The 26949-nt window shown below is 69.9% G+C and carries 15 protein-coding genes; 11 read left to right on the forward strand and 4 right to left on the reverse strand.

Features of this window, described 5'->3' with window-relative positions:
• Nucleotides 1–70: 70 nt before the first annotated feature.
• Together acnA and A8713_RS25035 are read left to right on the forward strand one after the other, a co-directional pair.
• Nucleotides 71–2788 carry an aconitate hydratase AcnA gene (gene acnA, locus A8713_RS25030; RefSeq protein ID WP_064535806.1) on the forward strand — a complete coding sequence of 906 codons (2718 nt, stop codon included), beginning with the start codon at nucleotides 71–73 and terminating at the stop codon, nucleotides 2786–2788.
• A 381-nt stretch (nucleotides 2789–3169) separates the two neighbouring features.
• Nucleotides 3170–6454 carry a GH92 family glycosyl hydrolase gene (locus A8713_RS25035; RefSeq protein WP_064535807.1) on the forward strand — a complete coding sequence of 1095 codons (3285 nt, stop codon included), beginning with the start codon at nucleotides 3170–3172 and terminating at the stop codon, nucleotides 6452–6454.
• 83 nt (nucleotides 6455–6537) lie between these two features.
• On the opposite strand, the gene A8713_RS25040 is transcribed toward A8713_RS25035, so the two are convergent.
• Nucleotides 6538–10341, reverse strand: coding sequence for a GH92 family glycosyl hydrolase (locus tag A8713_RS25040; RefSeq protein WP_173860902.1), 3804 nt, complete (start codon nucleotides 10339–10341; stop codon nucleotides 6538–6540).
• Between the two features lie 465 nt (nucleotides 10342–10806).
• On the opposite strand from A8713_RS25040, the gene ngcE reads away from it, so the two are divergent.
• The 9 genes from ngcE (at nucleotide 10807) to A8713_RS25085 (ending at nucleotide 23053) form a co-directional block, all read left to right on the forward strand.
• A complete protein-coding gene (gene ngcE / locus A8713_RS25045) occupies nucleotides 10807–12252 on the forward strand; it encodes an N-acetylglucosamine/diacetylchitobiose ABC transporter substrate-binding protein (RefSeq protein ID WP_064535808.1) in 1446 nt (481 codons plus the stop codon).
• A gap of 91 nt (nucleotides 12253–12343) precedes the next feature.
• The gene (locus tag A8713_RS25050; RefSeq protein ID WP_064535809.1) at nucleotides 12344–13270 is read left to right on the forward strand and encodes a carbohydrate ABC transporter permease; all 927 of its coding nucleotides are present in this window, start codon (nucleotides 12344–12346) and stop codon (nucleotides 13268–13270) included.
• A gap of 2 nt (nucleotides 13271–13272) precedes the next feature.
• Nucleotides 13273–14199, forward strand: coding sequence for a carbohydrate ABC transporter permease (locus tag A8713_RS25055; RefSeq protein WP_064535810.1), 927 nt, complete (start codon nucleotides 13273–13275; stop codon nucleotides 14197–14199).
• A 250-nt stretch (nucleotides 14200–14449) separates the two neighbouring features.
• On the forward strand, nucleotides 14450–15649 hold the full coding sequence (locus A8713_RS25060) for an ROK family transcriptional regulator (RefSeq protein WP_064535811.1): 1200 nt from the start codon (nucleotides 14450–14452) through the stop codon (nucleotides 15647–15649).
• A 134-nt stretch (nucleotides 15650–15783) separates the two neighbouring features.
• Entirely contained in the window at nucleotides 15784–16890 is a 1107-nt protein-coding gene (locus tag A8713_RS25065; RefSeq protein WP_064535812.1) for a sugar ABC transporter substrate-binding protein, read from the forward strand.
• A gap of 230 nt (nucleotides 16891–17120) precedes the next feature.
• Nucleotides 17121–17912 carry an ATP-binding cassette domain-containing protein gene (locus A8713_RS25070; protein ID WP_064535813.1) on the forward strand — a complete coding sequence of 264 codons (792 nt, stop codon included), beginning with the start codon at nucleotides 17121–17123 and terminating at the stop codon, nucleotides 17910–17912.
• Nucleotides 17909–19204 carry a sugar ABC transporter permease gene (locus A8713_RS25075; protein WP_064535814.1) on the forward strand — a complete coding sequence of 432 codons (1296 nt, stop codon included), beginning with the start codon at nucleotides 17909–17911 and terminating at the stop codon, nucleotides 19202–19204. The genes A8713_RS25070 and A8713_RS25075 overlap by 4 nt, the downstream gene beginning before the upstream one ends.
• A gap of 220 nt (nucleotides 19205–19424) precedes the next feature.
• Entirely contained in the window at nucleotides 19425–21356 is a 1932-nt protein-coding gene (dxs, locus tag A8713_RS25080) for a 1-deoxy-D-xylulose-5-phosphate synthase (protein ID WP_018564433.1), read from the forward strand.
• A gap of 170 nt (nucleotides 21357–21526) precedes the next feature.
• The gene (locus A8713_RS25085; protein ID WP_064535815.1) at nucleotides 21527–23053 is read left to right on the forward strand and encodes an amino acid permease; all 1527 of its coding nucleotides are present in this window, start codon (nucleotides 21527–21529) and stop codon (nucleotides 23051–23053) included.
• A 20-nt stretch (nucleotides 23054–23073) separates the two neighbouring features.
• On the opposite strand, the gene A8713_RS25090 is transcribed toward A8713_RS25085, so the two are convergent.
• From A8713_RS25090 to A8713_RS25100, 3 genes are all read right to left on the reverse strand, one after another.
• On the reverse strand, nucleotides 23074–23469 hold the full coding sequence (locus A8713_RS25090; RefSeq protein WP_064535816.1) for a hypothetical protein: 396 nt from the start codon (nucleotides 23467–23469) through the stop codon (nucleotides 23074–23076).
• Nucleotides 23470–23549: 80 nt separating this feature from the next.
• On the reverse strand, nucleotides 23550–25679 hold the full coding sequence (locus tag A8713_RS25095; protein ID WP_064535817.1) for a 3-hydroxyacyl-CoA dehydrogenase NAD-binding domain-containing protein: 2130 nt from the start codon (nucleotides 25677–25679) through the stop codon (nucleotides 23550–23552).
• Complete coding sequence (locus A8713_RS25100) at nucleotides 25676–26905, reverse strand: thiolase family protein (protein WP_064535818.1); 1230 nt, start codon at nucleotides 26903–26905, stop codon at nucleotides 25676–25678. Before A8713_RS25100 ends, A8713_RS25095 begins: the two co-directional genes overlap by 4 nt.
• Nucleotides 26906–26949 lie beyond the last annotated feature (44 nt).

Consider the following 26949-nt stretch of genomic DNA (forward strand, 5'->3'; position numbering starts at 1 on the left):
TAGCGGACTGGCCGAGTTGGCGTGGCGGCAGGATCGTGGTGGTACGCGCACATCAATGAAGGAGACTGTCGTGTCGGCGAACAGCTTCGACGCCCGCAGCACGCTGCAGGTGGGCGACGAGTCGTACGAGATCTTCCGGCTTGACAAGGTCGAGGGCTCGGCCCGACTGCCTTACAGCCTGAAGGTGCTGCTGGAGAACCTGCTCCGCACCGAGGACGGCGCGAACATCACCGCCGACCACATCCGCGCCCTCGGCACCTGGGACTCCCAGGCCCAGCCGTCGCAGGAGATCCAGTTCACGCCGGCCCGTGTGATCATGCAGGACTTCACCGGTGTCCCGTGCGTCGTGGACCTCGCGACCATGCGCGAGGCCGTGAAGGAGCTGGGCGGCGACCCGGCGAAGATCAACCCGCTGGCCCCGGCCGAGCTGGTCATCGACCACTCCGTCATCGCCGACAAGTTCGGCACCAACGACGCCTTCCAGCAGAACGTCGAGCTGGAGTACGGCCGCAACCGCGAGCGCTACCAGTTCCTGCGCTGGGGCCAGACCGCCTTCGACGAGTTCAAGGTCGTCCCGCCGGGCACCGGCATCGTCCACCAGGTCAACATCGAGAAGCTGGCCCGCGTCGTCATGGTCCGCGACGGCAGGGCCTACCCCGACACCCTGGTCGGCACCGACTCGCACACCACCATGGTCAACGGCCTCGGCGTCCTCGGCTGGGGCGTCGGCGGCATCGAGGCCGAGGCCGCCATGCTCGGCCAGCCGGTCTCCATGCTGATCCCGCGCGTCGTCGGCTTCAAGCTGACCGGCGAGCTCCCGGCCGGCACCACCGCCACCGACCTGGTGCTGACCATCACCGAGATGCTGCGCAAGCACGGCGTGGTCGGCAAGTTCGTCGAGTTCTACGGCGAGGGCGTGGCCGCCACCTCCCTGGCCAACCGCGCCACCATCGGCAACATGTCGCCGGAGTTCGGCTCCACCGCCGCGATCTTCCCGATCGACGACGAGACCCTGAAGTACCTGCGGCTGACCGGCCGCAGCGACCAGCAGGTCGCGCTGGTCGAGGCGTACGCCAAGGAGCAGGGCCTCTGGCTGGACCCGAAGGCCGAGCCGGACTTCTCCGAGAAGCTGGAGCTGGACCTCTCCACGGTGGTCCCGTCCATCGCCGGTCCCAAGCGCCCGCAGGACCGCATCGTCCTGGCCAACGCCGCCCAGCAGTTCAAGTCGGACGTCCTCAACTACGTGGACGTCGTGGACGAGGCGGGCAAGGAGTCCTTCCCGGCCTCCGACTCCCCGGCCGTCACCCCGAACGGCGCGCCGTCCAACCCGGTCCCGGTCACCGCCCCCGACGGCACGACCTACACGCTGGACCACGGTGCGGTGACGGTCGCGGCCATCACCTCCTGCACCAACACCTCCAACCCGTACGTCATGGTCGCCGCCGCCCTGGTGGCCAAGAAGGCGGTCGAGAAGGGCCTGACCCGCAAGCCGTGGGTCAAGACCACCCTCGCCCCCGGGTCCAAGGTCGTCACCGACTACTTCGACAAGGCGGGCCTGACCCCGTACCTCGACAAGGTCGGCTTCAACCTGGTCGGCTACGGCTGCACCACCTGCATCGGCAACTCCGGCCCGCTGCCGGAGGAGGTCTCCCGGGCGGTCAACGAGCACGACCTGGCCGTCACCTCGGTGCTGTCCGGCAACCGCAACTTCGAGGGCCGGATCAACCCCGACGTCAAGATGAACTACCTGGCGTCCCCGCCGCTGGTCGTCGCGTACGCCCTGGCGGGCTCCATGAAGGTGGACATCACCAAGGACGCCCTCGGCACCGACCAGGACGGCAACCCGGTCTACCTGAAGGACGTCTGGCCCTCCGAGGCCGAGGTCAACGACGTCGTGGCCAACGCCATCGGCGAGGACATGTTCAACAAGTCCTACCAGGACGTCTTCGCCGGCGACGCGCAGTGGCAGGCGCTGCCGATCCCGACCGGCAACACCTTCGAGTGGGACGCCGAGTCGACCTACGTCCGCAAGCCCCCGTACTTCGAGGGCATGACGATGGAGACCACCCCGGTCTCCGACATCTCCGGCGCCCGGGTGCTGGCCAAGCTGGGCGACTCGGTCACCACCGACCACATCTCCCCGGCCGGCGCCATCAAGGCCGACACCCCGGCCGGCAAGTACCTCACCGAGCACGGTGTGGAGCGTCGTGACTTCAACTCCTACGGCTCGCGCCGGGGCAACCACGAGGTCATGATCCGCGGCACGTTCGCCAACATCCGCCTGCGCAACCAGATCGCGCCGGGCACCGAGGGCGGCTACACGCGCGACTTCACCCAGGAGGGCGCGCCGGTCTCCTTCATCTACGACGCCTCCCGCAACTACATCGACCAGGGCATCCCGCTGGTCGTCCTCGCGGGCAAGGAGTACGGCTCCGGCTCGTCCCGCGACTGGGCCGCCAAGGGCACCGCGCTGCTCGGCGTCAAGGCCGTCATCGCCGAGTCCTACGAGCGCATCCACCGCTCCAACCTCATCGGCATGGGCGTCCTGCCGCTCCAGTTCCCCGAGGGCCGCACCGCCGAGTCCCTCGGCCTGACCGGCGAGGAGACCTTCTCCTTCACCGGTGTCGAGGAGCTGAACAACGGCACCACCCCGCGCACGGTGAAGGTCACCACCGACACCGGTGTCGAGTTCGACGCGGTCGTCCGCATCGACACCCCCGGCGAGGCGGACTACTACCGCAACGGCGGCATCATGCAGTACGTGCTGCGCAGCCTGATCCGCAAGTAACCGGCAGGCGCACGGGCGCACTCGGGCCGCACCCCCGGCGAAGGGGGTGCGGCCCTCGCGCGTGCGGGGCGCGGCGGCCGGGGGAGCGTGCCCGCCGGGTCCGCGAGCAGCCGGGCGGGCGCCGGGGGAGGACGCCGGTCCGGGGCAGTGCTGGCTTGTGGTGCCGTGATGCGACAACGTTGTCTGACTGGTCTGTACATGACTGTACCGCCGTAACGGACAACGATGTCAAGCACCTTGGCCGACCGCCGTCCACCAGGGGGCGCGGCACACGCCGGTGGAGCGCGCGGTCTTCCGCTGTACCACCGGCGCGCGCTACTGTCCCTGCGGCTTGTGTGCTCCGTGGTGCGCGACCCGTCCTGAAGGAGGAGGGGCCGCGTCATGCGTTTCCGTCCCATGTCCCTGCTGCTGGCCGCGGTACTCGCGGTCGGCGGCGCCACGCCCGCCTTCGCGGCGACCACCGCGCCCGGCAGATCCGGGCCCGCCCTGGTGAAGGACCCGACGCCGTACGTCGATCCGCTGATCGGCACCAAGAACGGCGGCGACACCTTCCCGGGCGCCGTCACCCCCTTCGGCATGTTCTCCTTCAGCCCGGAGAACACCCGCGGCGACGCCACCCGCACCACCGCCCCCGGCGGCTACCACTACGACGCCACCCGCATCCGCGGCTTCAGCCTCACCCACATGTCCGGCACCGGCTGCGCGGGCGGCAGCGGTGACATCCCGTTCTTCCCGTACGCCGGGAAGGTCACCACCTCACCGGCGAGCGACACCAAGGACGCCGTCTACGCCGCCGACTTCCAGCACCGCGACGAGCAGGCCGAACCGGGCCACTACAAGGTCGGCCTCGCCTCCGGGGTCACCGCCGACCTCGCCGCGACCGCCCGCACCGGCTCGGCGCGCTTCACCTACCCCGCGGACAAGCCCGCCTCGCTCCTGATCCGCACCGCCAACTCCGAGCTGGGCTCCACCGACTCCTCGGTCACCATCGACCCGGCCACCCGCACCGTGTCCGGCTCGGTCACCTCCGGCAACTTCTGCGGCTACCTCGACCCGGAGGGCCAGCGCGCCTACTACACCCTCCACTTCACCGCCCGCTTCGACCGGCCCTTCACCGCCACCGGCACCTGGCAGGACGACAAGCTGACCCCCGGCGCCACCAAGGCCACCGGCGGCACCGGCGGCTTCTCGCACGGCGGACGGCCGGTGGCCGGCAAGGGCGCCGGCGGCTACGTCGAGTTCGCGCCCGGCACCGGCCCGGTCGGCGTCAAGGTCGGCATCTCCTACGTCAGCCAGGCGGGCGCGGCGGCCAACCTCGCCGCCGAGAACCCGCCCCGCCGCTCCTTCGACGCCGTCCGCGACGCGGCCCGCCGCGCCTGGCGCGAACGGCTGGGCGCGATCCAGGTCGGCGGCGGCACCACCGACGAGCGCACCACCTTCTACACCGCGCTCTACCACGCCCTGCTGCACCCCAACGTCATCAGCGACACCGACCGCCGCTACCGGGGCCCGGACGACAAGGTGCACACCGTCGCCCGCGGCCACCAGGCGCAGTACGGCACCTTCTCCGGCTGGGACGTCTACCGCGACCAGGTGCAGCTGCTCACCCTGCTCAGCCCGCGCACCGGCTCCGACATCGCCCAGTCGCTGTACGAGCTGTCCCGGCAGAACGGCGGCGTGTGGGACCGCTGGCTGCACGGCGCGAGCGGCACCCACGTCATGAACGGCGACCCCTCGCCCACCGCGCTGGCCGGCATCCGCGCCTTCGGCGGCACCGACTTCGACCTCAGGGGCGCGCTGGCCTCCCTGGTGAAGGCGGCCACCGTACCGACGGAGCAGGACCTCTCGCCGGCCGGCAAGCCGGTGCTCTCCGCCGGTCAGCGGCCCTCCTTGGACAAGTACCTCAAGCTGCACTACATGCCGTCCGTCTCCAACGCCTGGGGCGGCGCCGCCGAGACCCTGGAGATGTCCACGGCGGACTTCTCCCTCTCCCAGCTCGCCGCGGCGGCCGGGCAGAAGAGGACAGCGGACGCCTTCGCCGGCCGCGCCCAGTGGTGGCAGAACAACTTCAACGTCGCCGCCACCCCCGCCGGCGGCTACATCGCCAACCGCAAGGCGGACGGCAGCTGGGTGACCGGCTTCACCCCGGACACCGGCAACGGCTTCGTCGAGGGCACGGCCGCCCAGTACACCTGGATGGTCCAGCACGATCCGGCCGGGCTGTTCGCGGCCATGGGCGGCCGGGACGCGGCCCTCGACCGCCTCGACGCCTTCTTCCACACGGCCGACGGCGGCTGGGCCTTCACCGGCCAGGGCGGCGACAAGGCAGCCATGGACAACGAGCCGTCCATCAACGTCCCCTACCTCTACGACTACGCGGGCGCCCCCTACAAGGCGCAGGAGACCGTCCGCGCCGCCATGCGGCAGCTGTGGACCACCGAGCCCGGCGGCATCCCCGGCAACGACGACCTGGGCGCCATGTCCGCCTGGTACGTCTTCTCCGCGCTCGGCATGTACCCGCAGGTGCCCTCCCGCTCCGAACTGGTCCTCGCCTCCCCGCTGTTCGAGCGCGCCGAGATCCACCGCCCGCAGGGCAACGACATCTCCGTGCGCGCCCGGGGAGCGGCGGCCGGATCGCCCTACGTGCAGTCCCTGAAGGTCAACGGCCGCACCAGCGACCGGCCGTGGCTGCCCGCCTCCTTCGTCCGCGACGGCGGACGCCTGGACTACACCCTCTCCTCGACCCCGAACCGCGCCTGGGGCAGCGCCCCGTCCGCCGCGCCGCCGTCCTTCCGGCAGGGCGAGCAGCCGTACCAGATCGGCGTGGGCCCGACCACGGCGACGCTCGCCCCCGGTGAGAGCGCCGAGGTCACCGTCCGCGCCCTGGCGCTGAACGGCGGCCGGGGACCCGAGGCGCACTTCCGCGTCAGCACCCCGGCCGGTGTCACGGCGAGCCCCGCCGAGGGCACCGTCACCGGCGGCGCGCAGAAGATCACCCTCACCGCCGGGAAGGACACCGCGCAGGGCTACTACGACGCGCGTGTCACGGTGACCTCCGGCGAGCAGTCCTACGAGCAGCCCGTGGCCCTCACCGTCGCGGCCCCCGGCACCCTGCTCGCCGCCCGCGACAACACCGGGGTCTCCGACGACACCGGCGACCACGACGAGGCCGACTACGACGGCGGCGGCTGGAGCTACTCCCGCCAGGCCCTCGCCGCGGCCGGTCTCACCGCCGGCGGCCGGGGCACCGCGGACGGCCTCGCCTTCACCTGGCCCGGCTCGCCCGACGGCCGCCCCGACAACGTCTCCGCGGCCGGCCAGAGCATCACCCTGGACGCGCCCGCGTCCGCCCTGTCCTTCGTGGGCAGCGCGGTCAACGGCAACCAGCAGGCCAAGGCCACCGTCACCTACACCGACGGCACCACGGCCGAGACCGACCTCGCCTTCACCGACTGGACCGTCGGCGGGGGCGGCGGCACCGTCCAGTACGGCAACACGGTGGTCGCGAAGACCGCGTACCGCAATGTCGCGGGCGCCGACAAGGACCCGGTGGCCACCTATGTGTTCGCCACCCGGCCCTTCACGGCCCCGGCGGGCAAGCGGATCCGCTCGGTGAAGCTGCCGTCCGACACCGACCTGCACGTCTTCGCCCTCGCGGTGAAGTGACCGGCTGAGCCGCACGGCGGCAGCACGAAGGGGCGGGCCCGCCGGGACCCGCCCCTTGTGCTGTGCCGCGCACCGGGTGCGCGTCAGGCCAGCAGCTCCACCTCCGCCAGCGTCGCGGAACCGTCGAGCACCAGCCGGTACTTCTGGTACGTGCCCGGCGAGGCTATGGTGAACGGCCGGGTCTGCTTGTCCCAGGCGAAGGACTCGCCCGAGCGCCGGTCCAGCGTTCTGAAGTGCGTGCCGTCCGCCGACGCCTGGAGCGTCCAGCCCTTCGGCGCCTTCGTGCGGTCGCCCGACGAGGTCAGCGTGTACTGGACGGCCTTGGCGGCGCCGGTCACCGGCAGGTCCACCGAGGTCACCGTGGCGTCCGTGGCCGAGGTGTCGTCGAACAGCGCGCCCTCGCCCTTGAGCACGTCCGCGCGCGGGGCGGGCGCCTTGTCGCCGGTCGTGATCGACACCGGCGCCGCGTTCTTGCCGGTGCCCCACTTCGAGGGCCGCGGGCCCATGTCGAACTCCAGGACCCCGCCCTTGGACAGCAGCGAGTGCGGCAGGTTCGTCGAGTCCCACTTCTTGCCGTTGAACCGGACGCCCTGCACATAGATGTTCCGGGCGCTGTTGCGCGGCGCCTTGACGACCAGGTCGTGGCCGTTCTCCAGGTGCACGGTCGCCTTGGTGAACAGCGGGCTGCCTATCGCGTACTCGCCGCTGCCCATGACCAGCGGGTAGAAGCCGAGCGAGGAGAAGAGGTACCAGGCCGACTGCTCGCCGTTGTCCTCGTCGCCGTGGTAGCCCTGGCCGATCTCACTGCCCACGTACAGCCGGGAGAGGACCTCGCGGATCTTCTCCTGCGCCTTCCAGGGCTGCCCGGCCGCGTCGTACATGTACGTGACGTGGTGGGCGACCTGGTTGGAGTGGCCGTACTGGCCCATCCGCACGTCCCGCGCCTCGGTCATCTCGTGGATGATCCCGCCGTAGGATCCGGCGAACTCGGAGGTGGCCGTCTCCGGGGTGGCGAAGTACGTGTCGAGCTTGTCCGCCAGGCCCTTCTGGCCGCCGTACAGGTTGGCCAGGCCCCGGCTGTCCTGCGGGGCGGTGAAGGCGTAGCCCCAGCCGTCCGTCTCCGTGTAGTCGTAGCCCCACACGCGCGGGTCGTACTTCGCGGAGTCGACGCGCCAGTTGCCCTTGGCGTCCTTGCCCTGGAAGAAGCCGGCCTTCGGGTCGAACATCTTCACGTAGTCCTGGGCGCGGTTGAGGAAGTACTGCGCCTCGTCCTGGTAGTGCTTCTGCCCGGTCTTCCTGTAGAGGGCCTCGCCCATCTTGGCGATGCCGTAGTCGTTGACGTAGCCCTCCATGGCCCAGGACAGGCCCTCACCGGTGGCGGTGCTGGTGTAGCCGAGGAAGGGCGAGGTGCTCATGCCCTTGCGGCCCACCCCGGAGGACGGGGGCACCACGGTGGCGTTCTTGACGGCCGCGTCGTACGCCGCCTTCGCGTCCATGGGGACGCCCTTGACGTACGCGTCGGCGAACGCCACGTCCGAGGAGGTGCCCGTCATCAGGTCGGCGTAGCCGGGTGAGGACCAGCGGGAGGTCCAGCCGCCGTCCTTGTAGCCCTGCACGAACCCGTCGACCATCTCACCGGCCTGCGAGGGCGTCAGCAGCGAGTACGCGGGCCAGGTGGTGCGGTAGGTGTCCCAGAAGCCGTTGTTGACGTACACCTTGCCGTCGACGATCTTCGCGCCGGTCCGCGTCGGCGTGTCCTCGCCGGTCATCGCCGAGAACGGGGAGGCGTAGCGGTCCTTGCCGCCGACCTTCTCGAAGCCCGAGTTCGGGTACAGGTACAGCCGGTACATGCTGGAGTACAGCGTGGTCAGCTGGTCCGGGGTGGCGCCCTGGACCTCGACCTTGCCGAGCAGCTTGTCCCAGGTGCGCTGGGCGCGGTGCTCGACCGTGCCGAAGGAGGTGCCCGCCGGGATCTCCTGGCGCAGGTTGTCCTTGGCCTGGTCGACGCTGATCAGCGAGGTGGCCAGGCGCAGTGTGACGCTGCGGCTCCTGCCCGCGTCGAAGCGGAGGTAGCCCTTGACGCCGGAGGACGCGCCGTCCTTGACGGGCTTGTCGAAGACGCCGTAGACGAAGAGCCGGGTGGCGCCGGTGGACAGCCCGGACTTCACGTCCGAGAAGCCGGTGACGACACCGTGCTCCTTGTCCAGGGTCAGGCCGGCCTGGTCGGTGACGTTGTCGAACAGGACGCTGGCGTCGTCACCGGGGTAGGTGAAGCGCAGCGCCGCCGCGTGGTCGGTCGGGGCCATCTCGGCCTTGACGCCGTTCTCGAAGGTGACGCCGTAGTAGTAGGGGTGCGCGGTCTCCTTCTCGTGCCGGAAGGGCAGCGCGCGGGCGGCCCGGCCGGTGTCCGGGGTGCCGGACGCGGCCGACGGCATCACCTGGAAGGTCTGCCGGTCGCCCATCCACGGGCTGGGCTCGTGGCTGGCGGCGAACGCCTGGATGGTGGGCAGGTTGTCGCTGTTGTTCGCACGTGCGTATTCGTACAGCCAGCTCTGCGAACCCGCGTTGGTGACCGGGGTCCAGAAGTTGAAGCCGTGCGGCACGGCGGTCGCGGGGAAGTTGTTGCCGCGCGAGAAGCTGCCGCTGGAGTTGGTGCCGCGGGTGGTCAGCGCGTAGTCGGCCAGGTGCGCCTTGGGGCGCTCCGGCGCGGCCTGCCCGATCGACACGTCGTCCAGCCAGCCGCGGAACTTCGCCGGGCCGGTGGGGGAGTCGTAGGCGAGCAGGACGCGGTCGACGGTCTTGCCGGCCGCGACCGACCCGATCCGCGAGGAGACGTTGTTCCACTGGTTGACGTAGAGCGTCTTGGCGGCGCCCTGCGCCTGCGGGCTCAGTCCGAAGCCGTGCTGGTCGGTGGCGCCAAGACGGCTCAGATAGGTGCCGTCGGTGAAGGCGAGGTCGACGGAGACGTTCGTGGCGTCGTAGTCGCGGTCGCCGTCGGCCATCGACGGGAAGAGGCGGTAGGACAACTGGGTGTCCCGAGTGACCTTGACGTTCACGTCGAAGATCTTGTTGTACGAGTAGGCGCGGCCCTTGGCGGTGTGCCGGCCGGCGTAGCGCAGGGCCCGGGTGCCGGTGTAGCCGGCGCCGGCCTTCGCGGTCGGCGAGCCGCTGGGGCCGCGGTCGACCAGTGACAGCATGTCCGGCGGGGTGGACCCGCCGTCGTCGCCGGTGGAGAACTGCACATCGGCGAGCTGGAGTATGCCCGAGGCGCCGTTGTTCTTGCTGATGTCGAGCCGGAAGTGCTGGTACTCGGCCGGCGCGGCGAGGTCGTAGGTCTTCGTCTGGAGCCGCTGGGCGAAGGATTCCCCGGAGCGGCTGTCGACGGTCTTCCAGTCCTTGCCGTCGGCGGAGCCCTGGAGCGTCCAGTCCTTCGGGTCGCGCTCGCCGTAGTCATTGGCGGACGTGAGAGCGTATCGAGTGATTTTTATGGGTTTGTCGAGGTCGAACTCCACCCAGCCGGTGGATTCGAACGCGAGCCATTTGGTGCCCGGCTCGCTGTCGACCAGGTTCTCCTTCACCTCGCCCGAGCCGCTGTTCTCGGCGCTGGCCCGCAACCCGGTGACATGGTCGTCCACATTGCCCGGGATACCGGTGCTGTAGCCGCCGTCCACGCCCGAGGCGCGCTTGCCGCCGTCCCGCCCGGTGTCGACCGTGTTCAGCCAGTCCGGTGCCGGGTCGCCGGACTCGAACGAGGACGTGAACTCCCGGTCCGCCGCCGGGGCCTTGCCCGGCAGGGCCACCGCCGCCCCCTGGGAACCCGCGGCCAAGGCGAAGGCGGCCGTGACCACGACCGCCGGACCCCATCTGTGCCGTACTCTGCGCTGCATATGAGGGCACCCTCCCTGGTTCTTCTGGCGCCGGACAACGTTGTCAAATTCGGCGCAAGCACCAGTAGGGAGTCAAGTGGCCAGGGATGTCAAGGGTGTTGGGTGCGGCATTCGGGCGTGAAGTCCCGGATATTTCCGTCAAGGACCCCCACAGGGGGTTCATATTTCCGTGAGGTCTCAACTCGGAAAAGACCGACAGTGAACCTTGCGTTCGATCTTGCTCCGTCCGCCTGAAGTGGACTATACCTGTCGGCGTCCGCGAAGCCGTTCGACTGCTCGGCCGCGGCCGCCGGGGGGAGCCGGAAAGGTGGTTTGACGTGCGAAACGCGTCGGCCTCCTTGTTTTCCCAGCGCTCCCGGTGGATGACGCAACGAAGTACTTTTTGCATGACCCAGCTTGGCCTACCGCGGTGCCGGGGAGGATCCGGTTCACCGCCTGAGTCCTGGAGAAGGCGAGGACTTGCGCATGGGATCCACTTCCGCCGAGAACCACGGGGGCGTCGGCCGCCGTTCCCTCATCAAGAGGTCCGCGGCCCTCGGACTCGCGTCCGTGCCCGCGATGAGCTTCCTGTCCGCCTGCGCCAGCGGCGGTGGCGACGGCCAGGACAAGGCCAAGGCGGGCAAGAAGACGGCGAAGAATCCGCTCGGTGTCAACGACACCGCGCAGATGGAATTCGTCCTGTTCGACGGCGGCTTCGGCTCGGAGTACGCCAAGGACGCGACCGGGATCTACCAGAAGAACTTCCCGAAGGCGAAGGTGAAGTTCACCACCACCCAGAAGATCCAGTCCACGCTCCAGCCCCGGTTCAACCAGGGCAACCCGCCGGACCTCATCGACAACTCCGGCGCCGAGCAGATGGACATGGGTGTGCTGGTCGGCAAGAACCAGCTGGCGGACCTCACCCCGCTGCTGGACGCGCCGTCCTACGACGACCCGAGCAAGAAGGTCCGTGACACGCTGCGGCCGGGCATCGTCGAGATGGGCCAGTTCGACGGCAAGCCGGTCTGGATCTTCTACTACGCCTACACCGTCTACGGTGTCTGGTACTCCCAGAAGGCGCTGGACGCGCTGGACGAGAAGTACCCGGAGACCTGGGACGAGATGATCAAGGTCTGCACCAAGGCCAAGGCCAAGGGCATGGCCGGCTGGACCTACGCGGGCAAGTACCCGTACTACCTGCCGTTCTCGCTCTACCCGATGATCGGCAAGGTCGGCGGCCGCGAGGTCCTGGACGCCATCGACAACCTGGAGCCGAACGCCTGGAAGCACCCGGCCGTCAAGGCCTGTTTCGAGGCGTACTACGAGCTGTACAAGAAGGGCTTCATCCTCAAGGGCACCCCCGGTCTCGACCACATCCAGTCGCAGACCGCGTGGGCCAAGGGCAACGCGCTGTTCATCCCGAACGGCTCCTGGGTGGAGAACGAGTCCGCGAACGTCATCCCCAAGGACTTCGACCTCGCCGTCTCCGCGCCCACCGGCCTCGACAGCTCCGACAAGATGCCGTTCGGCACGATCTGGGCCTCCGGCGGCGAGCCCTTCATCGTCCCGGCCAAGGCCGCGAACACCGAGGGCGGCATGGAGCAGCTGCGCATCATGCTCAGCGAGGCGTCCTCCAAGAACTTCACCGCCAAGGTGAAGTCGCTGACCGCGTACAACGGCGGCACCACCGGCATCGACCTGACCCCCGGTCTGAAGTCGGGTGTGGCGGCGCTGGAGAAGGCGGGCACCAATGTGGTGAACCCGCGCATGCAGGACTGGTACGTGCAGCTCCAGAAGGAGAAGATCGGTGTGTCCGGTCTCGGCGAGATGATGGCCGGCCGTGCCACCCCGGCGGAGACCATCAAGAAGATCCAGGGCTTCGCCGACGAGGCCGCCAAGGACACGTCGATCAAGCACTACAAGCACCAGTGAGGGCTCGTCATCAGGGTCCGTCCGGCGGTCGGTCAGGCCGCCGGACGGACCCTGGCGGCACCGCCCGCCCTTCAGATCGGGGTCGCTAGCAATGCAGCACGGCAAGTACCGGTTCATCGTGGGGTTCCTGGTGGTACCCCTGGGGCTGTACGCGCTCTTCGTCGTCTGGCCGTTCATCCAGTCCATCTACTACTCGTTCACGGACTGGACGGGCCTGAGTCCCGACTTCAAGATGGTCGGCGTCGACAACTACAAGCGGATGTTCGACGACGAGATCTTCTGGAAGTCGTTGCAGCACAGCCTGGTGTTCGCCCTGGTACTGCCGGTGGTGACGATCGGGCTGGCGCTGTTCTTCTCCTTCATGATCAATGTCGGCGGGCGGCGCAGAAGGGGCGGACCGGCGATCAGCGGCGTCCGCGGCTCCTCCTTCTACAAGATCGTCTACTTCTTCCCGCAGGTGCTGTCGATCGCCATCGTCGCCCTGCTCTTCGCCTTCGCCTACAACCCGGACAGCGGGGCGATCAACTCCCTGCTGCGCGGGATCGGGCTCGGCAGCCTCCAGCCGCTGTGGCTGGGCGACCCGAACCTGGCCCTGTGGTGCGTCATGGCCGTGCTCGTCTGGTCGACCACCGGCTTCTTCGTGGTGCTCTTCTCGGCGGCGATGGCCTCCATCCCGGCGGACCTGTACGAGGCGGCGCTGCTGGACGGCGCGAGCCGCTTCACCACCTTCTTCCGCATCACCCTGCCGCTGCTGTGGGACACCGTGCAGTCCGGCTGGGTCTACATGGGCATCCTCGCGCTCGGCGCGGAGTCGTTCGCCGTCGTGCAGATCATGACGACCGGCCCCGGCGGCCCCGACTACTCGACCACCGTCATGGTCCTGTACGTGTACCAGAAGGCGTTCCGTGACGGTCAGGCCGCCTACGCCACCACGATCGGCGTCGCCCTGCTCGTCGTCACGCTGGCCTTCTCGGCCCTCGTGATGAAGCTGGGCCGGCGCGAGCGGCTGGAGTTCTGAGCATGGAAACCACCGAGACCCCCGCCCCCGTGCCGGCCGAGTCCGGCGTCGCCGTCACCAAGACCGGCACCCCCGGCGCGAAGAAGGAGCCCCGCCAGAAGAAGGAGGGCGGGATCCTCAACGTCTTCTCGCACGGGGTCCTGATCATCTGGGCGATCATGGTCGTGCTGCCGCTGGTGTGGGCGGTGATGACCTCCTTCAAGTCCGACGGGGCCATCTTCAGCTCGCCCTGGGCGCTGCCCGACAAGCTGCACTTCGACAACTGGTCCCGGGCGTGGAACGACGCCCATATGAGCGACTACTTCCTGAACACCGTCCTGGTGGTCGGCGGCTCGCTCGTGGGCACGCTGGTGCTCGGCTCGATGGCGGCCTACGTACTGGCCCGCTTCGAATTCCCGGGCAACCGGTTCATCTATTACCTGTTCATCGCCGGCATGAGTTTTCCCGTCATTCTGGCGCTGGTCCCGCTGTTCTACGTCGTGAACAACATGGGGCTGCTGAACACCATCCACGGGCTGATCCTGGTCTATATCGCCTATTCGCTGCCCTTCACGGTGTTCTTCCTGACGGCGTTCTTCCGGTCGCTGCCCAGTTCGGTGGCGGAGGCCGCCTTCGTGGACGGTGCCTCGCACACCCGGACGTTCTTCCAGATCATGCTGCCGATGGCGAAGCCCGGCCTGATCAGCGTCGGGATCTTCAATTTCCTGGGGCAGTGGAACCAGTACATCCTGCCGACCGTGCTGAACACCGACCCGGACAAACGCGTCCTCACCCAGGGTCTGGTCCAGCTGGCCGTCAGCCAGGGTTACAAGGGTGACTGGTCGGGTCTTTTCGCGGGTCTGGTGATGGCGATGCTGCCGGTGCTGGCGGCGTACATCATCTTCCAGCGACAGGTGGTGCAGGGGCTCACCGCGGGTGCGCTGAAATAGCTTCGGGGGGCGCGAGGCCCCGCCGCTCAAGGACCGCCCCCGGCGATATGCCGGGGGCGGTCCTCTGCATGCCCGCGAGACGGTTTCCGGTGCCCTGACGTGCTGTCCTGTGCATGCCAGTGTCATTCTCCGTGGCCCTTGAAACGGTTCAACCTCTTGACGGGAGGCGACCCGAACGGCTCATCTTAGAGTTCACTTGTTGGACATGGACGGGGCCTCGCCGAAGCGGCCCCGCGCTCAGGAGGTCGTCGTGGAGACTCCAGGGTCGCAGTCGTCGCTGCACCGAGCCAACCTGGAGCGGGTCGTACGTGCCGTGCGTCTTGCCGGATCCCTCACCCAGGCGGAGATCGCGCGGACCACGGGTCTGTCCGCGGCGACGGTCTCCAACATCGTGCGGGAGCTGAAGGACGGGGGGACGGTCCAGGTCACCCCCACGTCGGCGGGCGGGCGCCGGGCCCGCAGCGTGTCCCTGAGCGGGGACGCCGGGATTGTCATAGGGGTCGACTTCGGGCACACCCATTTGCGGGTCGCGATCGGGAACCTGGCCCACCAGGTGCTCGCCGAGGAGTCCGAGCCGCTGGACGTGGACGCCTCCTCCAGCGAGGGCTTCGACCGGGCCGAGGAGCTGGTCAGCCGGCTGATCACGGCGACCGGGGTGGACCGCGCCAAGATCGCCGGGGTGGGCCTCGGCGTGCCCGGACCGATCGACGTGGAGTCCGGCACGCTGGGCTCCACCGCGATCCTGCCGGGCTGGGGCGGCATCAAGCCCGCCGAGGAGCTGCGCGGGCGCCTCGGCGTCCCCGTGCACGTGGACAACGACGCCAACCTCGGTGCCCTCGGCGAGCTGGTCTGGGGCAGCGGGCGCGGGGTGCGCGACCTGGCGTACATCAAGATCGCCAGCGGTGTGGGCGCCGGCCTGGTGATCAACGGCAAGATCTACCGCGGCCCCGGCGGCACCGCAGGCGAGATCGGGCACATCACGCTCGACGAGGCGGGACCGGTCTGCCGCTGCGGCAACCGCGGCTGCCTGGAGACCTTCACCGCCGCCCGCTACGTGCTGCCGCTGCTCCAGCCGAGCCACGGCACCGAGCTGACCATGGAGGGCGTGGTGCGGCTGGCCCGGGACGGGGACCCGGGCTGCCGCCGGGTGATCGCCGACGTCGGCCGGCACATCGGCAGCGGGGTGGCCAATCTCTGCAACCTGCTCAACCCGAGCCGGGTGGTCCTCGGCGGTGATCTCGCGGAGGCGGGCGAGTTGGTCCTCGGCCCCATCCGGGAGTCCGTGGGCCGCTACGCCATCCCCAGCGCCGCCCGTCAACTGTCCGTGCTCCCCGGGGCACTCGGCGGCCGTGCGGAGGTGCTGGGCGCCCTCGCGCTGGCGCTCAGCGAGATGGGGGATTCGACCCTTTTGGACGGAACCCTGACCGCGGCGACCCCTGCCTTCACTTAGAGAACGTATGGCACCGTTGCCATCTCGTTAAGGATTTACTTCTTGACGCCGCACGTGCGGCCGAGTTGACTTCCAGCCACCTCGGCCGCAACGACGCGGCCTCGTCAGGGAGGTTTGAGGAAGTGAACACGCGTATGCGTCGTGCGGCCTTCGCCGTTGCCGCTGGTGCCATGGCCGTCTCGCTCGCCGCCTGTGGCAGTGCCAAGGAGTCCAAGGACAAGGACACCTCGTCGTCCGCCCCCGCGGCCAAGAAGGGCGACGACATCAAGGTCGGCCTGCTGCTGCCGGAGAACAAGACCGCTCGTTACGAGCAGTTCGACAAGCCCCTGATCGAGAAGAAGGTCGCGGAGCTGACGAACAACAAGGGCAAGGTCTTCTACAACAACGCCCAGCAGAACGCCAACCTGCAGAGCCAGCAGGTCGACACGATGATCACCAACAAGGTGGACGTGCTCATCGTGGACGCGGTGGACGCCAAGGCCATCAAGAACTCCATCCAGAAGGCCGAGGACCAGGGCATCAAGGTCGTCGCCTACGACCGCCTGGCCGAGGGCCCGATCGACGCCTTCACCACCTTCGACAACGAAGAGGTCGGCAAGGCGCAGGGCGAGGCGCTGCTGAAGGCCATGGGCAGCAAGGCCACCAAGGCGAGCAAGATCGTCATGATCAACGGCTCGGTGACCGACCCGAACGCCGCCCAGTTCAAGAAGGGCGCCCACTCCGCCCTCGACGGCAAGGTGACCATCGCCAAGGAGTACGACACCAAGGAGTGGTCGCCGGACAACGCCAACTCCGAGATGGAGGCGGCGATCTCCGCGATCGGCGCCAAGAACATCGCGGGCGTCTACTCCGCCAACGACGGCATGGCCGGCGGCGCCATCACCGCCCTGAAGGCCGCGGGCATCAGCGTCCCGGTCACCGGCCAGGACGCCGAACTCGCCGGTGTGCAGCGCATCCTCGCGGGCGAGCAGAACATGAGCATCTTCAAGTCCTACCCGACCGAGGCGAACGTCGCCGCCGAGATGGCGGTCGCCCTCGCCAAGGGCACCAGCCTGGACTCGATCGCCAAGACCAAGGTCGACAGCGACAGCGCCAAGGGCGTCCCGGCGCTGCTGGTCCCGGTCATCTCGCTGACCAAGGACAACGTCAACGAGACGGTCATCAAGGAGGGCTTCTACACCGCCGCCCAGATCTGCACCGGCAAGTACAAGGCCGACTGCGACAAGGCCGGCGTCAAGTAAGCGGCCCGGCCGGGACCGCACACGCCGGTCCCACCGGACCGCCGTCGAGCGGCCCGCACCGGTCCGCAGCGGGAGTCGCCAGCGACCTCCCGCACGGACCGCGGCCGCCCCATGGCTCCGCCGGCGCCCCGCGCGCCATTCAGCCCCGCAAGCTCGGCGCGGGGCGCCGGACGGAACACCCTCCCCCCAAACTTCTGCACAACCTCCCGCCGGGTCAGGCGGCGAAGGAGATGGTTCACGTGTCCGCTACGCCCGTGCTGGCGTTGCGCGGGGTCTCCAAGCGGTTCGGTGCCGTTCAGGCGCTCACCGACGTAGAGCTTGAGGTCCACGCCGGTGAGGTGGTCGCCCTGGTCGGCGACAACGGCGCCGGAAAGTCCACGCTGGTCAAGACGATCGCCGGCGTCCACCCCATCGACGAGGGCGTCATCGAGTGGGACGGCAGGCCCGTCCAGATCGGCAAGCCGCACGACGCCCAGAGCCTCGGCATCGCGACCGTCTACCAGGACCTCGCGCTGTGCGACAACATCGACGTCGTCGGCAACCTCTACCTGGGCCGCGAACTGAAACGGTTCGGCGTGCTCGACGAGGTCGAGATGGAGCGCCGCTCCCAGGAGCTGCTGCGCACCCTGTCGATCCGCATCCCGAGCGTGCGCATCCCGATCGCCTCGCTCTCCGGCGGCCAGCGCCAGGTCGTGGCCATCGCCCGCTCCATGCTCGGCGAGCCCAAGCTGGTCATCCTGGACGAGCCCACCGCCGCCCTCGGCGTCGAGCAGACCGCCCAGGTGCTCGACCTCGTCGAGCGGCTGCGCGAGCGCGGCCACGCCGTCATCCTGATCAGCCACAACATGGCCGACGTGAAGGCCGTGGCGGACAAGGTCGCCGTCCTTCGCCTGGGCCGCAACAACGGCGTCTTCGAGGTCAGGACGACCTCGCAGGAGGAGATCATCTCCGCCATCACCGGCGCCACCGACAACGCCGTGACCCGCCGTGCGGCGCGCGCGAACGGGGAGGTATCCAAGTGAGCATCGACAAGACCTCCGCCACCGCGCAGGACGGGCAGACCGCAGAGAACACCGAGGCCGCGGCCGCGGCGGTGACCGCCGTCGACCCGCGCCTCCTGGTGCGCGAGCAGGGACTGGCCGGCTACTTCGGCGAGTTCAAGCGCAAGATGAAGGCCGGTGAACTGGGCTCGCTCCCGGTCGTCCTCGGCCTGATCATCATCTGCGTCGTCTTCCAGAGCCTCAACTCGCAGTTCCTGTCCGCGCAGAACCTGAGCGACATCACCGTCACGATGGTCGGCACGGGCATGATCTCCGTCGGCATCGTCTTCGTGCTGCTGCTCGGCGAGATCGACCTGTCGGTCGGCTCCGTCAGCGGCGCGGGCAGCGCCCTGGCCGCCGTCCTCGCGGTCAACCAGGGCTGGCCCGAGTGGGCCGCCGTGCTCATCGCCGTCGCCGCCGGCGCGGCCATCGGCGCGGCCCACGGCTTCTTCTTCGCGGTGCTCGGCGCCCCCGCCTTCGCCGTGACCCTGGCCGGCCTGCTGTTCTGGCTCGGCTTCATGCTCAAGATCCTGGGCGCCCAGGGCACCATCAACCTCGACAGCGACGGCCTGATCGGCAAGCTGACGACGTACTTCTTCGCGGACGTGGCCGCCGCCTACGGGCTGGCCCTGATCGTGGTCGTGGTGTTCTTCGTCACCTCCTTCCTCGGCAACCGCCGCCGGGAGGCCGCGGGCATCCCCTCCCGCCCGCTCAGCGACACGGTCCTGCGCACCGTGCTGCTCGCCGTGATCTCCTTCGCCGCCGCCTTCATGTACAACCAGTACAAGGGGCTGCCGCTGGCCACGGTGATCTTCCTGGTGTTCCTGATCGGCACCGACTTCCTGCTGCGCCGCACCGCCTTCGGCCGGAAGATCTTCGCGCTCGGCGGCAGCGTCGAGGCGTCCCGCCGCGCGGGCATCAACGTCACCGCGATCCGGATCTCCGTGTTCGGCATCTCGGGCGGCTTCGCCGCGATCGGCGGCCTCTTCCTGGCCTCCAAGATCGCCTCGGCCAACCAGAGCGCCGGCACCGGTGACCTGCTGATGAACGCCATCGCGGCGGCCGTCATCGGCGGCACGTCCCTCTTCGGCGGACGCGGGCGCACCTGGAACGCCCTCCTCGGTGTCCTCGTCATCGTCTCGATCCAGTACGGCCTCCAGCTGGAGTCCATCGCCGAGCCGGTGAAGTACATGATCACCGCGGCGGTCCTGCTGGCCACCGTCGTCATCGACTCGGTCACCCGCAAGACCCAGAAGACGGCCGGCCGCGCCTGACCGCGACCGACCCGAACACCTGTGCCCGGCGCCCCTGCGGTGCCGGGCACAGCCGCGTCGGGAAAGCCGGTGCCCGGCCCCGGCCATGGAACGGCCCCGGCCGGGGTACAGCCGTTCGCGTGACCTACGACGCACCGCCCGGCCGCAGGGCGCCCGAGCGGAACATTAGACTCGACAAGCCCGGCAACAGCTCGATCAGCTCTACTGCAAGGAGGCACGGGTGCCGCTGCTGACCCGCATCAGGGGACCGCGCGATCTGGACCGGCTCAGCATGGAGGAGCTGGACCAGCTGGCGGAGGAGATCCGGACCTTCCTGGTCGACGCCGTGTCCAAGACCGGCGGTCACCTCGGCCCCAACCTCGGTGTGGTGGAGCTGACCATCGCCCTGCACCGGGTCTTCCACTCGCCGAAGGACAAGGTGCTCTGGGACACCGGCCACCAGTCCTATGTGCACAAGCTGCTCACCGGCCGTCAGGACTTCTCCCGGCTGAAGATGAAGGGCGGCCTGTCCGGCTACCCCGCGCAGGCCGAGTCCGAGCACGACGTCATCGAGAACAGCCACGCCTCCACGGTGCTCGGCTGGGCCGACGGCATCGCCAAGGGCAACCAGATCCTGCGGCGCGACAGCCAGGTCGCCGCCGTCATCGGCGACGGCGCCCTGACCGGCGGCATGGCCTGGGAGGCGCTGAACAACATCGCCGCCGCCAAGGACCGCCCGCTCGTCATCGTCGTCAACGACAACGAGCGCTCCTACGCGCCCACCATCGGCGGCCTCGCCGACCACCTGGCCACCCTGCGCACCACCGACGGCTACGAGCGCTTCCTCGCCCGCACCCGCGAGGTCCTGGAGCGCACCCCGGTCGTCGGCCGCCCGCTGTACGAGACGCTGCACGGCGCCAAGAAGGGCCTGAAGGACTTCATCACCCCGCAGGGCATGTTCGAGGACCTGGGCCTCAAGTACGTCGGCCCGATCGACGGCCACGACATCGAGGCTCTGGAGTCCGCGCTGACGCGCGCCAAGCGCTTCGGCGGCCCGGTCATCGTGCACTGCCTCACCGAGAAGGGCCGCGGCTACCAGCCCGCCCTCCAGGACGAGGCCGACCGCTTCCACGCCGTGGGCAAGATCCACCCGGACACGGGCCTGCCGATCGCCGCCTCCGGCGCCGACTGGACCTCCGTCTTCGGCGAGGAGATGGTCAGGCTCGGCAAGGAGCGCGAGGACATCGTCGCCATCACGGCGGCCATGCTCCAGCCGGTCGGCCTGGACAAGTTCGCCAAGGCCTTCCCCGACCGGGTCTACGACGTCGGCATCGCCGAGCAGCACGGCGCGGTCTCCGCCGCCGGCCTCGCCCACGCGGGCGTGCACCCGGTCTTCGCGGTCTACGCCACCTTCCTCAACCGCGCCTTCGACCAGGTGCTGATGGACGTGGCCCTGCACAAGTGCGGCGTCACCTTCGTCCTGGACCGGGCCGGGGTCACCGGCACCGACGGCGCCTCCCACAACGGCATGTGGGACATGTCGATCCTCCAGGTCGTGCCCGGCCTCCGGCTGGCCGCCCCGCGCGACGCCGACCAGGTCCGCGCCCAGCTGCGCGAGGCCGTCGCGGTCGACGACGCGCCCACCGTGGTCCGCTTCTCCAAGGGCGCCGTCGGCCCCGCCGTGCCCGCCGTGGGCCGGGTGGGCGGCATGGACGTCCTGCGCGAGCCCGGCACCGCCACCCCCGACGTGCTGCTCGTCTCCGTCGGCGCGCTCGCCCCGATGTGCCTGGAGATCGCGGCGCTGCTGGACAAGCAGGGCATCTCCACGACGGTCGTCGACCCGCGCTGGGTCAAGCCCGTCGACGAGGCCATGGCCCCGCTGGCGGAGCGGCACCGCGTGGTCGTCACCGTCGAGGACAACTCCCGCGTCGGCGGTGTCGGCTCCACGATCGCCCAGGCGCTGCGCGACGCGGGCGTCGACGTGCCGCTGCGCGACTTCGGCATCCCGCCGCGCTTCCTCGACCACGCCTCGCGCGCCGAGGTCATGGCGGAGATCGGCCTGACCGCGCCCGACATCGCCCGCCAGGTGACCGGCCTGGTCTCCGAGCTGGACGGCCGCTTCGCGCGGACGGCGGCCGACGTCGACCAGGCGGTGCAGCCCGCCCGCGACTGACCGGCGGGCACCCACACCCCGCGCACACCGGAAGGACCGGTTCCGTCACCCTCCCACAGGTGGCGGAACCGGTCCTTCTGAGTGAACCTGCCAGTGCCGGGACATTCGCGTCCCCAGCCCTCTCGATCACGTCGAGCCAGGTCGAGGCGAGCAGCGTGGGAGGTAGGCCCGTGACCGATTCGCTGTTCCGGACGAAGAACATCGAGCAGTCGATCCAGGACACCGAGGACCCCGAGCACGCGCTGCGCAAGTCGCTGTCCGCCCTCGACCTGACCGTCTTCGGCGTCGGTGTCATCATCGGCACCGGCATCTTCGTCCTCACCGGCACGGCCGCCCGCAACACCGCGGGACCGGCCGTGTCGCTGTCGTTCGTGGTGGCCGGCGTGGTGTGCGCGCTCGCCGCGCTGTGCTATGCCGAGTTCGCCTCCACGGTCCCGGTCGCCGGATCGGCGTACACCTTCTCCTACGCCTCGCTCGGCGAGTTCCCGGCCTGGATCATCGGCTGGGACCTGGTGCTCGAACTCGCGCTCGGCACGGCGGTGGTGGCCGTCGGCTGGTCCGGCTACATCCACTCGCTGCTCGACAACGCGGGCTGGCACCTGCCCGCCTACCTCGGCGGCCGGGACGCCGCCTCCGGCTTCGGCTTCGACATCCTCGCCGCCGTCCTGGTCCTGGTCCTCACCGCCATCCTCGTGGTCGGCATGAAGCTCTCCGCACGGGTCACCACGGTCGTCGTGGCGATCAAGGTGGCGGTGGTGCTCGTGGTGATCATCGCCGGTGCCTTCTTCGTCAAGGGCGGCAACTACGACCCGTTCATCCCCAAGGCCCGGCCGGTCACGGCGGGCGGCGACCTCCAGGCCCCGCTGGTCCAGCTCATGTTCGGCTGGGCGCCCTCGGACTTCGGCGTGATGGGCATCTTCACCGCCGCCTCCGTGGTCTTCTTCGCCTTCATCGGCTTCGACGTGGTCGCCACGGCGGCCGAGGAGACCCGCAACCCGCAGCGCGACGTGCCGCGCGGCATCCTCGGCTCACTGGTCATCTGCACCGCCCTGTACGTGGCCGTGTCCATCGTGGTCACCGGCATGCAGAAGTACAGCAGGCTGTCCGTGGACGCGCCGCTCGCCGACGCGTTCAAGTCCACCGGGCACCCCTGGTTCGCGGGGCTGATCAGCTTCGGCGCCGCGATCGGCCTGACCACGGTGTGCATGATCCTGCTGCTCGGTCAGGCCCGGGTGTTCTTCGCGATGAGCCGGGACGGTCTGCTGCCCCGCTTCTTCTCGCACACCCACCCGCGCTTCCGCACCCCTTACCGGCCGACCATCCTGCTCGGCGCGATCATCGCGATCGTGGCGGGCTTCACCAGCCTGAGCGAACTGGCCGAACTGGTGAACATCGGCACTCTGTTCGCCTTCATCGTCGTCGCGCTGAGCGTGATCATCCTCCGCAGGACCCGCCCCGACCTGCACCGCGCCTTCCGCACCCCGCTGGTGCCCTTCGTGCCGGTCGTCTCCGTCCTCGCCTCGCTGTGGCTGATGCTGAACCTGCCCGCCGAGACCTGGCTGCGGTTCGCCGTCTGGATGGCGATCGGCTTCGTCGTCTACTTCCTCTACGGCCGCTCGCACAGCCGCCTCGCCCAGCGCGCCCGCGCGGCGGCGGACACCCCGCCCGGCGGGCCGTCCCCCGGCGGGACGCCGTAGCCCGCCCGCGCGGGCGCGGCTCAGCCCCGTACCGTACGCGGACCGGTGACCTCGGCGCCCCGCTCCGCCACCCGGCGGCGCAGCTCCCGGTCCGCCGTCACCACCAGCACCGGGCGGCCCGCGGCCTCTTCGACCAGCGCCACCACCAGGTCGTCGCCACTGCCGGGCGCCGCCTCCACCCGCACCCCCGGAACCGGCCGCACGCCCCGGGCGGCGCCCTCGACGACCAGCACGATCTCCACCGGCCCGGGATGGCCGGGCAGCCCCGGACCCGCGTGGGCCGCCAGCCGGTCCCGCAGCCGCTCGGCGGCCCCGCGCCGGTCGCGCCACCAGCCGTCCGGCACGGACCCCACGACATTGGCCCCGTCCACGACCACCAGCAGCGGCGGCACCGCGCCCGCTCCGTCCTCCGTCATGCGCTCAGCCTCCCACGCACGGGAAAGGGGTGTGCCGCACGGCGCTGGTCCGTGCGGCACACCCCGTCAGTGCGGATCGGTCACACCGGGACCGACGCCACGCCCGGCGCCAGGAACCGCTTGCCGTTGACCCGCTCGCTGACGCCCTCGCGGTCCAGGTACGGCGTGATGCCGCCCAGGTGGAAGGGCCAGCCCGCGCCGGTGATCAGGCACAGGTCGATGTCCTGCGCCTCGGCGACGACGCCCTCCTCCAGCATGAGCCCGATCTCCTGGGCCACCGCGTCGAGCACCCGGGCCCGCACCTGCTCCTCGGTCAGGACGGTGTCGCCCTGCTCCAGCAGCGCGGCGACCTCGGGGTCCAGCTCGGGCTTGCCGCTGTCGTAGACGTAGAAGCCGCGCTTGCCGGCCCCGACGACCGCCTTGAGGTTCGGGGAGACCGTGAAGCGCTCCGGGAACGCCCGGTTGAGGGTCTCGGAGACATGCAGCCCGATCGCCGGGCCGACCAGCTCCAGCAGCACCAGCGGGGACATCGGCAGACCGAGCGGCTCGACCGCCTTCTCCGCCACCTCCACCGGGGTGCCCTCGTCGATGACGTTCTGGATCTCGCCCATGAAGCGGGTCAGGATGCGGTTGACCACGAACGCCGGGGCGTCCTTGACCAGCACCGCGGTCTTCTTCAGCTTCCGGGCCACCGCGAACGCGGTCGCCAGGGAGGCGTCGTCGGTCCGCTCGCCGCGCACGATCTCCAGCAGCGGCAGGATCGCGACCGGGTTGAAGAAGTGGAAGCCGACGACCCGCTCCGGGTTCTTCAGCTTCGAGGCCATCTCCGACACCGACAGGGACGAGGTGTTCGTGGCGAGGATCGCGTGCGCCGGGGCGACCGCCTCGACCTCGGCGAACACCTGCTGCTTGACGCCCATCTCCTCGAACACCGCCTCGATGACGAAGTCGGCGTCCGCGAAGCCCTCGGCCTTGTCCAGGACACCGGTCACCAGCGCCTTGAGGCGGTTGGCCTTGTCCTGGTTGATCCGGCCCTTGCCCAGCAGCTTGTCGATCTCGGCGTGGACGTAGCCCACACCCTTGTCGATACGGTCCTGGTCGATGTCCGTGAGGACGACCGGGACCTCCAGGCGGCGCAGGAAGAGCAGGGCGAGCTGAGAGGCCATCAGGCCCGCGCCCACCACGCCGACCTTGGTCACCGGACGGGCCAGGTTCTTGTCCGGGGCACCGGCGGGGCGCTTGCCGCGCTTCTGCACCAGGTTGAACGAGTAGATACCGGCGCGCAGTTCACCGCCCATGATCAGGTCCGCGAGGGCCCGGTCCTCGGCGTCGAAACCGGCCTGGAGGTCGCCGTCCTTCGCGGCGGCGACGATCTCCAGGGCGCGGTAGGCGGCCGGGGCCGCGCCGTGCACCTTGGAGTCGGCGATGGCCCGGCCGCGCGCGACGGCCCGGTCCCACGCCTCGCCGCGGTCGACCGCGGGGCGCTCCACGGCGATCTCGCCCTTGAGGACGGACGCCGTCCAGATCAGCGACTGCTCCAGGAAGTCGGCGCCCTCGAACAGCGCGTCCGCGATGCCGAGTTCGTAGACCTGCTTGCCCTTGAGCTGCCGGTTCTGGTTGAGGCTGTTCTCGATGACGACCGTGACCGCGTTGTCCGCGCCGATCAGGTTCGGCAGCAGGGTGCAGCCGCCCCAGCCGGGCACCAGACCGAGGAAGACCTCGGGCAGCGAGAACGCCGGCAGCGCGGCGGAGACCGTGCGGTAGGTGCAGTGCAGACCGACCTCGACACCGCCGCCCATGGCCGCGCCGTTGTAGTACGCGAAGGTCGGCACGGCCAGCTTCGCCAGCCGCTTGAAGACCTCGTGGCCGCCCCTGCCGATGGCGAGCGCGTCCTCGTGCCGCTCCAGCAGCTCGACGCCCTTGAGGTCGGCGCCGACCGCGAAGATGAACGGCTTGCCGGTGATGCCGACGCCGACGAGGGTGCCGTCCGCGGCCTCCTTCTCGACCTGGTCGATCGCGGCGTCCAGGTTCGCCAGCGAGGCCGGTCCGAAGGTGGTCGGCTTGGTGTGGTCCAGGCCGTTGTCCAGGGTGATGAGCGCGAAGCGGCCCGCACCCAGCGGCAGGTCGAAGTGGCGTACGTGCGCCTGGGTGACGACCTCGCCCGGGAACAGCTCGGCCGCGCCCTTCAGGAGTTCCGTGGTGGTGCTCACTTGTCGCCTCCGGCAGCGCTCTCGAAGTGCGGGTTCTCCCAGATGACCGTCGCGCCCATGCCGAAGCCGACGCACATCGTGGTCAGGCCGTAGCGGACGTGCGGCTGCTCCTCGAACTGCCGGGCCAGCTGCGTCATCAGCCGGACACCGGAGGAGGCGAGCGGGTGACCGAAGGCGATGGCGCCGCCGTACTGGTTGACGCGCGCGTCGTCGTCCGCGATGCCGTAGTGCTCCAGGAAGGCCAGCACCTGCACGGCGAAGGCCTCGTTGATCTCGAACAGGCCGATGTCGGAGATGGCCAGACCGGCCTTGGCGAGCGCCTTCTCGGTCGCCGGGATCGGGCCGTAGCCCATGACCTCGGGCTCCACGCCCGCGAAGGCGTAGGAGACCAGGCGCATCTTGACCGGCAGGCCGTTCGCGCGGGCGAACTCCTCGCTGGCGATCACGGAGGCGGTGGCGCCGTCGTTCAGACCGGCCGCGTTGCCCGCGGTGACCCGGCCGTGCACCCGGAACGGCGTCTTGAGTCCGGCCAGGTTCTCCAGGGTGGTACCCGGACGCATCGGCTCGTCGGCGGTGACGAGACCCCAGCCGGTCTCGCCGCCCTCGGGGCTGGTGCGGCGCACCGAGATCGGCACCAGGTCGGCCTGGATCTTCCCGTTCGCGTACGCCTTGGCGGCCTTCTCCTGGGAGCGCACCGCGTACTCGTCGGCACGCAGCTTGGTGATCCCCGGGTACCGGTCGTGCAGGTTCTCCGCGGTCATGCCCATGAACAGCGCGGACTCGTCGACCAGCTTCTCGCTGACGAAGCGCGGGTTGGGGTCGACGCCCTCACCCATGGGGTGGCGGCCCATGTGCTCCACACCGCCCGCGATGGCCACGTCGTACGCGCCGAAGGCGACCGAGCCGGCCACCGTGGTCACGGCGGTCAGGGCGCCCGCGCACATGCGGTCGATCGAGTAGCCGGGCACCGAGGTGGGCAGGCCCGCCAGGATGCCCGCCGTGCGCCCGATGGTCAGGCCCTGGTCGCCGATCTGCGTGGTCGCGGCGACGGCGACCTCGTCGACCTTCTTCGGGTCGAGCCCGGGGTTGCGGCGCAGCAGCTCCCGGATCGCCTTCACGACGAGGTCGTCGGCGCGGGTCTCGTGGTAGATGCCCTTCGGGCCCGCCTTGCCGAACGGGGTGCGGACGCCGTCGACGAAGACGACGTCCCTGACGGTACGAGGCACGATGGCTCTCCTCCAGGGTGCGGGATGGCACTGCTGCGGCGCGC

The sequence above is a fragment of the Streptomyces sp. SAT1 genome, assembly GCF_001654495.1.
Classification (GTDB): Bacteria; Actinomycetota; Actinomycetes; order Streptomycetales; family Streptomycetaceae; genus Streptomyces; species Streptomyces andamanensis.